The sequence below is a fragment of the Mesorhizobium sp. WSM4837 genome (assembly GCF_055811435.1).
This window is the reverse complement of sequence record NZ_JBVVQE010000033.1, coordinates 20,181-32,193: the sequence shown is the minus strand read 5'-3', so window position 1 is coordinate 32,193 and position 12,013 is coordinate 20,181. Positions and strand designations below refer to the sequence as shown.

The 12,013-nt window shown below is 61.9% G+C and carries 13 protein-coding genes; 3 read left to right on the top strand and 10 right to left on the bottom strand.

The annotated features are described in order from the left end of the window. The first annotated feature begins 34 nt into the window (after nt 1-34). Nucleotides 35-841: a DUF72 domain-containing protein gene (locus AC0L3D_RS19795; RefSeq protein ID WP_287247788.1), complete on the top strand. Its 807-nt coding sequence runs from the start codon at nt 35-37 to the stop codon at nt 839-841. Nucleotides 842-872: 31 nt separating this feature from the next. Here the strand turns inward: AC0L3D_RS19795 and AC0L3D_RS19790 are convergent, their stop codons facing one another. From AC0L3D_RS19790 to urtA, 6 genes are all read right to left on the bottom strand, one after another. After that, nucleotides 873-1,049 (bottom strand): hypothetical protein, encoded by a 177-nt coding sequence (locus tag AC0L3D_RS19790; protein ID WP_473627796.1) that lies wholly within the window; start codon nt 1,047-1,049, stop codon nt 873-875. A gap of 449 nt (nt 1,050-1,498) precedes the next feature. Continuing rightward, nucleotides 1,499-2,194 (bottom strand): urea ABC transporter ATP-binding subunit UrtE, encoded by a 696-nt coding sequence (gene urtE / locus AC0L3D_RS19785; RefSeq protein WP_091593695.1) that lies wholly within the window; start codon nt 2,192-2,194, stop codon nt 1,499-1,501. A gap of 70 nt (nt 2,195-2,264) precedes the next feature. Further along, the gene (gene urtD, locus AC0L3D_RS19780; protein ID WP_287174296.1) at nt 2,265-3,011 is read right to left on the bottom strand and encodes an urea ABC transporter ATP-binding protein UrtD; all 747 of its coding nucleotides are present in this window, start codon (nt 3,009-3,011) and stop codon (nt 2,265-2,267) included. 3 nt (nt 3,012-3,014) lie between these two features. Further along, on the bottom strand, nt 3,015-4,247 hold the full coding sequence (urtC, locus tag AC0L3D_RS19775; protein WP_473627798.1) for an urea ABC transporter permease subunit UrtC: 1,233 nt from the start codon (nt 4,245-4,247) through the stop codon (nt 3,015-3,017). Then, nucleotides 4,244-5,860 (bottom strand): urea ABC transporter permease subunit UrtB, encoded by a 1,617-nt coding sequence (urtB, locus tag AC0L3D_RS19770; protein ID WP_473627799.1) that lies wholly within the window; start codon nt 5,858-5,860, stop codon nt 4,244-4,246. Before urtB ends, urtC begins: the two co-directional genes overlap by 4 nt. A 124-nt stretch (nt 5,861-5,984) precedes the next feature. Beyond that, nucleotides 5,985-7,295 (bottom strand): urea ABC transporter substrate-binding protein, encoded by a 1,311-nt coding sequence (urtA, locus tag AC0L3D_RS19765; protein WP_128169042.1) that lies wholly within the window; start codon nt 7,293-7,295, stop codon nt 5,985-5,987. Between the two features lie 292 nt (nt 7,296-7,587). Between urtA and AC0L3D_RS19760 the strand changes: the two genes are divergently transcribed. After that, nucleotides 7,588-7,983 (top strand): hypothetical protein, encoded by a 396-nt coding sequence (locus tag AC0L3D_RS19760; protein WP_473627859.1) that lies wholly within the window; start codon nt 7,588-7,590, stop codon nt 7,981-7,983. A 68-nt stretch (nt 7,984-8,051) separates the two neighbouring features. Here the strand turns inward: AC0L3D_RS19760 and AC0L3D_RS19755 are convergent, their stop codons facing one another. The 3 genes from AC0L3D_RS19755 to AC0L3D_RS19745 form a co-directional block, all read right to left on the bottom strand. After that, nucleotides 8,052-9,623 carry a GMC family oxidoreductase gene (locus AC0L3D_RS19755; RefSeq protein WP_473645575.1) on the bottom strand — a complete coding sequence of 524 codons (1,572 nt, stop codon included), beginning with the start codon at nt 9,621-9,623 and terminating at the stop codon, nt 8,052-8,054. Nucleotides 9,624-9,669: 46 nt separating this feature from the next. Beyond that, nucleotides 9,670-10,218: a Twin-arginine translocation pathway signal gene (locus AC0L3D_RS19750; RefSeq protein ID WP_091593680.1), complete on the bottom strand. Its 549-nt coding sequence runs from the start codon at nt 10,216-10,218 to the stop codon at nt 9,670-9,672. A 78-nt stretch (nt 10,219-10,296) separates the two neighbouring features. Continuing rightward, entirely contained in the window at nt 10,297-10,692 is a 396-nt protein-coding gene (locus AC0L3D_RS19745; RefSeq protein ID WP_473627802.1) for a VOC family protein, read from the bottom strand. 257 nt (nt 10,693-10,949) lie between these two features. On the opposite strand from AC0L3D_RS19745, the gene AC0L3D_RS19740 reads away from it, so the two are divergent. Next, nucleotides 10,950-11,255, top strand: a complete 306-nt coding sequence (locus tag AC0L3D_RS19740) for a ribbon-helix-helix domain-containing protein (RefSeq protein ID WP_077384009.1) — start codon at nt 10,950-10,952, stop codon at nt 11,253-11,255. On the opposite strand, the gene AC0L3D_RS19735 is transcribed toward AC0L3D_RS19740, so the two are convergent. Further along, on the bottom strand, nt 11,252-11,962 hold the full coding sequence (locus AC0L3D_RS19735) for a purine-nucleoside phosphorylase (protein WP_128183088.1): 711 nt from the start codon (nt 11,960-11,962) through the stop codon (nt 11,252-11,254). The two genes, AC0L3D_RS19740 and AC0L3D_RS19735, sit on opposite strands and share 4 nt — an antisense overlap. Nucleotides 11,963-12,013: the final 51 nt, after the last annotated feature.

Here is a 12,013-nt window from a genome sequence, read left to right as displayed (position 1 = left end):
ACGGCCTGATCCATTTCAACCCGGGAGGACGACTGTGACTCAATCTGGAACAATCCGCGCCGGCATGGGCGGCTGGACCTTCGAGCCCTGGGACAAGTCTTTCTACCCCGACAAGTTGTCCAAGGCGAAGCAACTGCACTACGCGACCCGGCAGGTGCCGAGTATCGAGGTCAACGGCACCTTTTATTCGAGCTTCAAGGAGCCGACCTTCGTCAAATGGGCAAACGAGGCGCCGGACGGTTTTGTCTATTCGCTGAAAGGCAACCGTTTCGTCACCAACCGCCGCGTGCTCGGTGAGGCCGGCGAGTCGATGACGCGTTTCCTGGGATCGGGCGTCGCCGCGCTCGGCGACAAGCTCGGGCCGATCCTGTGGCAGTTCGCGCCAACCAAAAAATTCGACCCGGACGATTTCGAGGCTTTCCTCAAGCTGTTGCCTGAAAAGCAGGACGGCGTTGCGCTGCGCCATGCGGTCGAGGTGCGCAACGACAGCTTCGTCGTGCCGGAATTCGCCGCCCTGGCGCGCCAATACAAGGTCGCGATCGTCTACGCCGACCACACCAAATATCCAGCGATCGCCGACGTCACCGGCGATTTCATTTATGCCCGGCTGCAGACCGGCAGCGACGACAATCCCGACTGCTACACGCCAACTGCGCTCGACGAATGGGCGGCCCGGGCGAAGAGCTGGGCGCAGGGCAAGGCGCCGGCCGACCTGCCGCGCGCCGATCCCTCAACCGAAGCACCGGTCAAACCGCGTGATGTGTTCGTCTACTTCATTACCGAAGGCAAGGCCCGCGCGCCGTTCGGCGCCATGGCGCTGATGAAGCGCGTCACAGGCTGACGTTGACGGCACAGCGCATCCACCCCTTCGGTCATGCCGCCACCACGACTTCGTTGTAGGCATCGAGATCGACGAAGAACACCTTGGTGAGCTCCGCGATCAGTTGGTCGTGGTCGTATCCTTGCGATTTCAAAATATCGATGGCGGTCATGATGTCGAAGCGCTCGGTAAGCCGTCGTTTCTGGTAGTCCTCGACGTAACGTTCCATCGGCTGCCCTGGCCCAAGTGCCCCAAATGCGTTTGAACAACGATCAGATCGCAGGAGGAGGCTGCTTGCACGAAACGTGCCGGCTGAGCCTGCGCCTGATCTGTCGACGTGACTGATACGGAAAGCGGCCGACTCAACAAGGCCAAGTATAGCCTAGCACGCAATCTTCAGCGCGCCAGAGTTGCACACGGTGTCGTTGAAGAAAAACTGAGCAGATCTCGCGACTTCGTCATCCTTGGGCGCAGCGACGCGAAGCGGAGCGAAGACCCAAGGATCCATGCCGTAACTTCAGAGCGTCGCCACGGGGCAGAATCCAGGATACTGTACGCTGGAAACGGCTTCTGTTCTTGACCGCTGCACTCTTTGGCTGACTGCACGGCATGGATCCTGGGGTGTGCGCCGCGTCGCTTTGCTCCTTGCTTCGCCCCAGGATGACGATGGGATGAACCCTACACCGTAAGAAATTTCCTCACATCCGCCCGGTCGAGATCCTCGGCCGGGCCGGTGTGGACGATCAGGCCGCGGTCCATGATGTTGACCTCGTCGGCCAATTCCCGGCAGAAATCGAGATACTGTTCGACCAGCAGCACGGCGATATCGGCCTGGTCGCGCAGATAGCGGATGGCGCGGCCGATATCCTTGATGATCGACGGCTGGATGCCCTCGGTCGGCTCGTCGAGCACCAGCAGTTTCGGCCGCATCACCAGTGCCCTGCCAATGGCAAGCTGCTGCTGCTGGCCGCCGGAAAGGTCGCCGCCCCTGCGGCCGAGCATCTGCTTCAGCACCGGGAACAATTCGAAGACGTGGCCGGGGATGTTGCGGTCGGCGCGCTTCAATGGCGCAAAGCCCGATTCGAGGTTTTCCCGCACGGTGAGCAGCGGGAAGATCTCCCTGCCCTGCGGCACGAATGCGATGCCCGACCGGGCGCGATCATACGCCGCGCTCCGGTCGAGCGCCTTCCCCTCGAAGGCAACGCTTCCGCTCGTCAGCCGGTGGTGGCCGACGATCGATCTCATCAAACTGGTTTTGCCGACGCCGTTGCGGCCGAGCACGCAGGTGATCTTGCCGGCTCCGGCCTTCAGCGAGACGCCACGCAGCGCCTGGGCGGCGCCGTAGTGCAGCGTGGCGTTGGAGACTTCGAGCATGGTCAGCGCCTTCTCCAGCGCCTGAAGAACGAAAGATCGAAATGATGGAACGGAACGCGCCAGACCATGATCATCTCCCCAGATAGACTTCGACGACACGTTCGTCGGCCGAAACGAAATCGAGCGAGCCTTCGGAAAGCACCGAGCCTTCGTGCAGGCAGGTGACCTTGGCGCCGAGCTCGCGCACGAAATGCATGTCGTGCTCGACGACGATGACCGAGTGGTCGCGGGCAATATCCCTGAGCAGCCGCGCAGTCTCCTCGGTCTCGGCGTCGGTCATGCCGGCGACCGGTTCGTCGACCAAAAGCAGTTTCGGATCCTGCGCCAAAAGCATGCCGATCTCGAGCCATTGCTTCTGGCCGTGGCTGAGATTGGCGGCGAGCTCGTCGCGCTTGTCACCGAGCCGGATGATGCCGAGGATGTCGTCGATCCGCCGCGCCTCCGCAGCCGAGCGGCGATGGAACAGTGCCGGGAAGATCGAGCGTGGGCCCTTCAGCGCCAGCATCAGGTTGTCCTCGATCGTGTGGCTTTCGAAGACCGTCGGCTTCTGGAATTTCCTGCCGATGCCCATCATGGCGATCTCGGCCTCGTCATGTTTCGTCAGGTCGACCTGCCCATCGAAGTAAACCTCGCCCGCGTCGGGGCGCGTCTTGCCAGTGACGATGTCCATCATCGTGGTCTTGCCGGCGCCGTTGGGACCGATGATCGCCCGCATCTCGCCCTTGTCGAGCACCAGCGACAAATTGTTGATGGCGCGAAAGCCGTCGAAGGAAACCGAGACGCCGTCGAGATAGAGGATGGTGTTGCTCTTCGACATTGCTCACTCCGCCGGCTGCGGTTCGGGGCCGGATGCGGACCAGTCGCCAGGCGTTCTCGCAGCCGAGCGAACGATCTTCGGCAGTGGCGGGACGTCAGGGTCGGTGCCGGCCTCCTCGGCAATCGAGGCTGCGCGCAGCGCCCTGGCATTGCCGCGCCAGGAATCCCACATGCCGACAATGCCCTTTGGCAGGAACAGCGTGACGGCGACGAACAGTCCGCCCAGCGCAAACAGCCAGAACGCCGGCAGCACGCCGGTGAACCAGGATTTGCCGGCATTGACCACGAGCGCGCCGATGATCGGCCCGACGATGGTGCCGCGCCCGCCGACGGCCGTCCATACCACGACCTCGATCGAATTGGACGGCTCGAACTCGCCCGGATTGATGATGCCGACCTGCGGCACGTAGAGCGCGCCGGCAATGCCGGCCATGACAGCCGACACGGTGAAGGCGAACAGTTTGACGTTTTCCGCGCGCCAGCCGAGAAAGCGCGTGCGGCTCTCGGCGTCGCGCACCGCCATCAGCAGCTTGCCGTATTTGGAACCGACGATCGCCCAGGTGACGAAGACGGCGAGGGCCAGCGTGACGGCGCTGGCCGCGAACAATGCCGAGCGTGTCGCATCGGCCTGCACGTTGTAGCCGAGAATATCCTTGAAATCGGTCAGGCCGTTGTTGCCGCCGAAACCCATGTCGTTGCGGAAAAACGCAAGCAGCAGCGCATAGGTCATCGCCTGGGTGATGATCGACAGATAGACGCCGGTGACGCGGCTGCGGAAGGCGAACCAGCCGAAGACGAAGGCGAGCAGGCCAGGCATCGCAAGAACCATGATCGCGGCAAACCAGAATTGGTCGAAACCGTACCAGAACCACGGCAATTCCCCATAATTCAGGAACACCATGAAGTCCGGCAGCAGCGGATTGCCGTAGACGCCGCGCGAGCCGATCTGGCGCATCAGATACATGCCCATCGCATAGCCGCCGAGCGCGAAGAAGGCGCCGTGGCCGAGCGAAAGGATGCCGCAATAGCCCCAGACGAGATCGAGCGCCAAGGCGAGCAGCGCGTAACAGAGATATTTCCCGGTGAGCGCGACGATATAGGACGGCACGTAGAACGCACTTGTCGGCGAGACCGCAAGATTGAGCAGCGGTACGACGATCGCAACCGCCAAAAGGACGAAGACCGTGATGGCGATGCGGCGGTCGGCGCCGGCAGCGAAGAAGCGTCCAGTGATCATGCTTCCACCGACCTGCCCTTCAGCGCGAACAGGCCGCGCGGGCGTTTCTGGATGAAGAGGATGATGAGGACCAGGGCGACGATCTTGCCGAGGACTGCCCCGGCGTAGGGTTCGAGGAACTTGTTGACGATGCCAAGCGAGAAGGCGCCGACCAGCGTGCCCCAGAGATTGCCGACGCCGCCGAAGACGACGACCATGAAGCTGTCGATGATGTAGCCGCGGCCGAGATTGGGCGAGACATTGTCGATCTGGCTGAGCGCGACGCCGGCGATGCCGGCTATACCGGATCCCAATGCAAAGGTCAGCGCATCGACCCATGGCGTCCTGATGCCCATCGATGCGGCCATGCGGCGGTTGGCGGTGACGGCGCGCATCTGCAGGCCCCAAGGCGTGCGCTTCATCACATAAAGCAGCACCGCGAACACGCCAAGCGCGAATACCAGTATCCAGAGCCGGTTCCAGGTCACGGCAAGCTGGCCGATATCGAACGAACCGGACATCCATGACGGGTTGCCGACTTCCTGGTTCGTCGGCCCGAAGATGGTGCGCACGGCCTGCTGCAGGATCAGCGAAACACCCCATGTCGCCAGCAGCGTCTCCAGCGGCCGGCCGTAGAGGAAACGGATAACGCCGCGTTCGATGGCAAGGCCGACAAGCGCCGCGACCAGGAAAGCGAGCGGCAGTGCGATGACTAGCGACCAGTCGAACAGGCCGGGAAAGGAATTGCGGATCACCTCCTGCACGACAAAGGTGGTGTAAGCGCCGAGCATGACCATTTCGCCATGCGCCATGTTGATGACGCCCATGACGCCGAAGGTGATGGCAAGGCCGATCGCCGCCAGCAGCAGCACCGATCCGAGCGAAATGCCGTACCAGATGTTCTGGCCCGCATCCCACAGCGCCAGCGTCGAATTGATGTTGGCGATCGCCGCCGTCGCCGCGTCCTTGACCGCGCCTTCGGAATTGGCCTCGACGGCGGTGAGCAGGGACAGGGCGTTGCGATCGCCGCGCCCGCCAATCAGGGCGACCGCCGCCAGTTTGTCGGTCTCCGGCCTGTCGGACACCAGAACCGATGCGGCGCGGGCCTGTTCGAGCAGCGCTTTGACGCTTGCCACGCTCTCGCTGGCGATTGCGGCATCGAGCGGCTCGATGTTTGTCGCGTCGGGCGTCCTGAACATGGTGTCGGCGGCGGCAATGCGCGCGGCCGGATCATTTGCGCCGAGCGTCAGCGTGCCCAGCGCATCGCGGATGGCGCGGCGCAGCGTGTTGTTGACCTTGATCTTGGTGATCTCGCTTTTGGCCGCGTCACCGGATTTTTCACCGCTCAGCGGGTCGAGCAGCTCAACGCTGCCGCCAGCTGCCTTGCCGATGAAAACCAGCGAATCGGCCTTGCGGACGTAAAGATCGCCCTCGGCAAGCGCGCCAAGCGGACGTTCGACGGCAGTATCACCGGTAGCCGCCAGCTCGCGCACGACAGCTTCGGTGGCCGAGAAATTCGAGGCAGTGGCAAATTTGGCAATGATGGCGCGCAGATCCGCTTCGGCAGCGTTCGACGGCGACAGCATCCCCAGGAGGAGCAGCAGCGTCAGGCCGATCGCGCGGGTAAGGATCATCGATTTCTGCGATTCTTGAGGGTTGAAACTTCGCGTCCGGGCGAACTGGAGGAGAGGACGAGTTCGCCCGGACGCGTCGCGGTCCAGGTCGTGGAGAAATCCACGACCGTCAGACCCGGGAGGATCAGTTGGTTCCCTTGCCGCCGCATTTGCCGGTGGCGACATTAAAATTGCCGCAGGACAGAGGCGCGCGCCAATCGGAAATCAGGTCCTTCGAATCGGCCAGATAGTCGGACCACTCGTCGCCCATCACCAAGTCAGGCGTCTGCGAGACGGTCTCGAACTGGCCATCGGCCTGGATTTCGCCGATCAGCACCGGCTTGGTGATGTGATGGTTCGGCATCATCGTCGAATAGCCACCGGTCAGGTTCGGCACCGAGACGCCGATCACGGCGTCGATGACCTTGTCAGGATCGGTGGTGCCGGCCTTCTCGACCGCCTTCACCCACATGTTGAAGCCAACATAATGGGCTTCCATCGGGTCGTTGGTGGTGCGCTTGTCGCTCTTGATGAACTTGTGCCAGTCGGCGATGAACTTGGCGTTCTCGGGCGTATCGATGCTCTGAAAATAGTTCCAGGCGGCGAGATGACCGACGAGCGGCGCGGTATCGAGACCGGCAAGCTCTTCCTCGCCGACCGAGAAGGCCATGACCGGGATATCCTCGGCCTTGATGCCCTGGTTGCCAAGCTCCTTGTAGAACGGCACGTTGGCGTCGCCGTTGACCGTCGAGACGACGGCGGTCTTCTTGCCGGCGGAGCCGAACTTCTTGATCGCCGCGACTTCGGTCTGCCAATCCGAGAAGCCGAACGGCGTGTAGTTGACCATGATGTCTTCGGCAGCGACGCCCTTGGCTTTCAGATAGGCTTCGAGGATCTTGTTGGTGGTGCGCGGATAGACGTAGTCGGTGCCTTCAAGCACCCAGCGCTTCACCGAACCGCCGTCCTCGCTCATCAGATAGTCGACAGCCGGAATTGCCTGCTGGTTCGGCGCCGCGCCGGTGTAGAACACGTTGCGCTCGCTCTCCTCGCCCTCATACTGGACGGGGTAGAACAGGATGTTGTCGAGTTCGCTGAACACCGGCAGCACCGACTTGCGCGACACCGAGGTCCAGCACCCGAACACCGCCGCGACCTTGTCCTTGGAGATCAGCTCGCGCGCCTTTTCGGCGAACAGCGGCCAGTTCGAAGCCGGATCGACGACGACCGCTTCGAGTTTCTTGCCGAGCAGGCCGCCCTTTGCATTCTGCTCTTCGATGAGCATCAGCATGGCGTCCTTCAGCGTCGTCTCCGAAATCGCCATGGTCCCCGACAGCGAGTGGAGGATACCCACCTTGATCGTGTCGTCAGCCGCCCTGGCCGGGACGCTCATCAGCAGGCCGGCCGTGACCGCGCCTGCCGAAAACATTTTTGTTATTGTCGAGAAACTGCCCCGCATATTTCAAAACTCCCTGACTGGTTGATCGCATCGCGAACAGACCATGCAACGGCTGTGCCAACCGCAGGAGCAAAATCAAGTGGGTCTGGATTTCCTAGCCCTATCAGCCGGTTAATATATTAGCCGCCAAAGATAAGCGCCGCTGCCAGTGCTCTGCTTGAGAAAAGGTCCCCCGCTATCGCCCAATTTTTGATCACTCGCGAATTAATGCATGAATTTTGAGCAAAAGACGGCGAACCGTTGCGGCGCTGCAGGAAAATGGGGCAAGATCGATCTTCAAAAGAGCGATCGCATGACCTCCAGGATTTCTCGCATTTTCAGCACCATGCTTCTGGTTGCGGCAACCGGCAGCACCCGCGCCGACTTCACCGATGGCAAATTGCCGGACGGCACCTATCACTGCGAAGTCTATCTGCTTGGCATGTTCCTCAGCCTTGGCGACATCACCGTCAAGGGCAATGTCTATAGCGGCCCGGTGAGCTTCGGAACCGCCCGGCAGGGCTACAACTATCAGATGAATGCAAATGGCGAGATCACCTGGTTGGGCCCGTTGGGCGGCTACACGACCGGCGGCAACTCGATCTCGCTCACGCAAGCCACCCTGGACGGCCAAACCAGCCCGTCCTTCGACATCATCATGAAGCAGCCTGACGGCGCCTTCACCGCCTCGACCTGCACGAAGCGGTGAACGGCCGACAAGAAAGAGGCGCGAAACCTTGTGAGGTTCCGCGCCAGCAGGCAGTCGGGAGGCTATGGCTAAATGCTTTTGGCCGACATTTGTCCGGCAATGTACTCGGCCTGACGGATCGCCAGCGACACGATCGTCAATGTCGGATTTTCAGCCCCGCCCGTGGTGAACTGGCTGCCATCCGACACGAACAGGTTCTTGATATCGTGCGCCTGGCCATGCTTGTTGACGACGCCGTCGGCCGCCTTCTCGCTCATCCGATTGGTGCCGAGATTGTGGGTCGACGGATAGGGTGGCGTCGGGAAGGTCCGCGTCGCCCCGACCGCCTCGTAGAGCGCCGAGCCCTGTTTGTAGGCGTGGTTGCGCATCGCCGTGTCGTTGGCATGGTCGTCGAAATGGACGTCCGCCACCGGCATGCCGTGCGCGTCCTTCATATCGGCATGCAGCGTGATGCGGTTTTCCTCGCGCGGCATGTCCTCGCCGACGATCCACATGCCGGCCATGTGGTCGTAGTGGTCGAGCGCCGTGGTGAAGGAACGCCCCCAGCCGCCGGGATTGAGGAAGGCGGCCATGAACGGCAGGCCGAGCGACAGCGTCTCGAGTTCGTAGCCGCCGACGAAGCCGCGCGAGGGATCGTTGCGGGCCTCATCGCGGATGATACCGGCCATGGTGGTGCCGCGATACATATGCACCGGCTTGTCGAAGATGCCGTAGACCGAGCCGGTGGTGTGGCGCATGTAGTTCTTGCCGACCTGCCCCGACGAATTGGCAAGGCCGTCGGGAAACTGGCTCGATGCCGAATTGAGCAGCAGTCGCGGGCTCTCGATCGAATTTCCGGCGACCGCGACGATGCGGGCCTTCTGTTCCCTCAGTCTGCCGTCCTTGTCGGCATAGAGGACCCCGGTTACCTTGCCCGACGCATCGTGGTTGATCTTGATGGCCATGGCATTCGGCCTGACCTCGAGATGGCCGGTCGCCTCGCCCTTGGGAATTTCGCTGTAGAGCGTCGACCATTTGGCGCCCCATTTGCAACCCTGGAAGCAGAAGCCGGTCTGCTGGCAGGCATTGCGGTCGTCGCGCGGCTCGGAATTGATTGCCATCCGGCCGGTGTGGCACTCCTTGTAGCCGAGCTTGTCGGCGCCGGCCTTCATCACCTTGAAGTTGTTGTTGCCGGGAAGGCCCGGGATGTTGCTGGTGAGCGTCACGCCTAGCTTGTCTTCGGCCTTTGCGTAGTAGGGCTCGAGCTCGGCAAGCGTGATCGGCCAGTCGAGCAGGTTCGCGCCTTCCAGTTTTCCGTAGGTCGAAAGCGTTTTGAATTCGTGCTCCTGAAAGCGCAGCGAGGCGCCTGCCCAGTGCGTGGTCGAGCCGCCGACCGCCTTGACGATCCACGCCGGCAGGTTGGGGAAATCCTTCGCCACCCGCCAGTCGCCCGAGGTCGTGCGCTTGTCCGTCCAGGCGAGTTGGGCGAATGAATCCCACTCGTCATTGATGAAATCCTCGTATTCGTGACGGGCGCCCGCCTCCAGCATGACGACATCGACGCCCTTCTGCGCAAGTTCATTGCCGAGCGTGCCGCCGCCGGCGCCCGAGCCGATGATGACGACCACGCCGTCGTTGTTGAGATCAAATGGTGCTGCCATGGTTTCCTCCCATGATGTCTGTTGTGTGCGGTTGCGACGACGGGGCTCAGAGCCACTCGATGTCGTCGAACCCGCGCGCCATGTAGCCGCCCTTGGAGTAGGATTCGCCCTCGTAGCCGAAGATCGGCCAGACCTCCTTCTGGTTGTAGAGGCCGACGACAAGCCCGCCGCGGACGGCCTGGAAGAACGGCGTGTCCTCGATATCCCTGAGCACCGCAACGCGCTGCTCCTCCCAGCCGAGACCGGTGTAGCCGTCCTTGCCCGATTTCAAGTCGAGATCGGCGATACCCTTTTCGATAAGGTCCTTGTGGGCAGGGTCCTTGCCGGCCTGCTCATCGTGCGCCTTGACGGCGATTGCGTAATATTTGTCAGGCACTTGGTCGTGCGGGTAGATGTCGCGCGCCATCTGGATCAGGGTCGCCATGGTTTCGGGCTTGAGCGCGGATGTTTCGAGACCCCAGGCATGTTCCGGGCTGATGACGGCACTGCCTGAAATGACCAGCAGCGCGCCGACACCGCCGCGCTTCAGTAGCTCGCGGCGCGATAGAACTGGCTTCGTTTCATGGACCGGCTTGCTCTCATAAATTGTGACCAATTGTTCCTCCCTTGCTTGCTGTCTGCACCCGAAGGTGCCCTGGCTGGCGCCGCGCTGGCCGGCGCGGCCGAGTATCTCCTATTTGAACCGGCCCTGACGCTGCAGCACCTCGATCTTGTAGCCATCGGGATCCTCGATGAAGAAGAAGCGTGCGAGCAGCGCTCCGTCGCGGTTGAACTCGACGATGTTCTTCGGGTTCAGGCCAAGCGCGCCGAGCCGGTCATGCTCGCTGTCCAGATCGGCGACCGAAACCGCGAGGTGGCCGTAGCCGTCGCCGAGCGCATAAGGCTCCTGGCGGCCCTTGTTGACGGTGAGCTCGACCTCGAGCTCCGCCTCGGCATTGCTCAGATATACGAGCGTAAAGGTTTCGAAATCGAGCCGTTCGGCGACGTCCAGTCCAAACGCTTTTCGGTAGAAGTCGACGGACCGGGCCTCGTCGAGAACCCGGATCATGGTGTGGATCGCCTTCGCCAAATGACACTCCGTGCGGTAAGCGCGATGTGCGCGTCGGCGTGATTATGCGCGGGTTGCGGCAAACGTGGTGGCAGCCGATTACCACGCGCTAATCTAACGACCGGGAAAACCGCTTAAGGACGAAAGTCCGATTGCTGTTTTCCGCTTTCCAGCTGAAGATAATTGGCCACGACAAGGCACTGCCAAAGGCGCGAATCACTGCTGATTGCGCCCAAAATCAATAAGAACGGCCAGATCAATAAGAACGGGAGGTAACGATGTGCAGGGTTTTTGCCGGGCAGGATCCGGAGGGCTACCGGCAGATCAACCGGTCGATTCGTATCGACGGGCATTCGACCAGCATCCAGCTCGAGGCGACGTTCTGGGCATTGCTCGACGAGATCGCCGACAGCCAGGGCCTGACGACGCCGAAATTCATCTCGAAGCTTTATGACGAGGCCATCGAGATCAATGGCCAGATCCCGAACTTCGCCTCGATGCTGCGCACGACCTGTGCTCTCTATCTGCGCGGCCATCGGCCCGGCATCGAAGAACACACGGCGCCGAAGCGGCAGGCAGCTTAACTTTCGATCGCGACATCGAGCGCCAGGCGGGTCATATCGGTGAAGAGCGCCTGGCGTTCGGAATAATCGGTTTGCTCGCCGGTCACCACATTGTCGACGACAGTCAGCATCGACAAGGCCCTGGCGCCGAAATGCGCGGCGATGCGATAGAGCGCGCTGGTCTCCATATCCACGGCCAACGCGCCCTGTGCCTGCGCTTCGGCGAAGCGGTCGCGCCCCTTGGGGTGATAGAATATGTCGCTGCAGATGGTCAGTCCGGCCTGATGCTCGATGCCGATTTCGGCAGCCCGGGCCAGGGCTTGGGAAACCAGATCCGGATCGGGTCCGGCATCAGCACCATAAAGCCCAAAAACCTGGCCGCTCTCGGCACTTTCACCCCGCACCGCTTGCGAGATCACTAAACTGCGCAGTTTGACTGCGGCAGTCAGGGCACCACAGGTACCGGTGCGGATCAGTGTCCTCACGCCATGGAAGTCCAGCAATTCATGGGCGTAGATCAGGAATGACGAGACGCCGATGCCGGTGGACTGGATGCTGACGGGCTTGCCGCGAAACAAGCCGGTAAAGCCGAGGGCCTGCCTTCGACGGTTGACGCAGCGCGGCGCCTCGAGAAACGTTTCCGCCATCCATTCGGCACGCTGCGGATCGCCCGGCAACAGCACTGTTGCCGCATAATCACCCTTGCCTGCCTCGTTGTGCGGCGTCACGGCACGCTCCCCCAAAACCCGCCGTCTGTTTGGCCCCATAATCATGGCAGT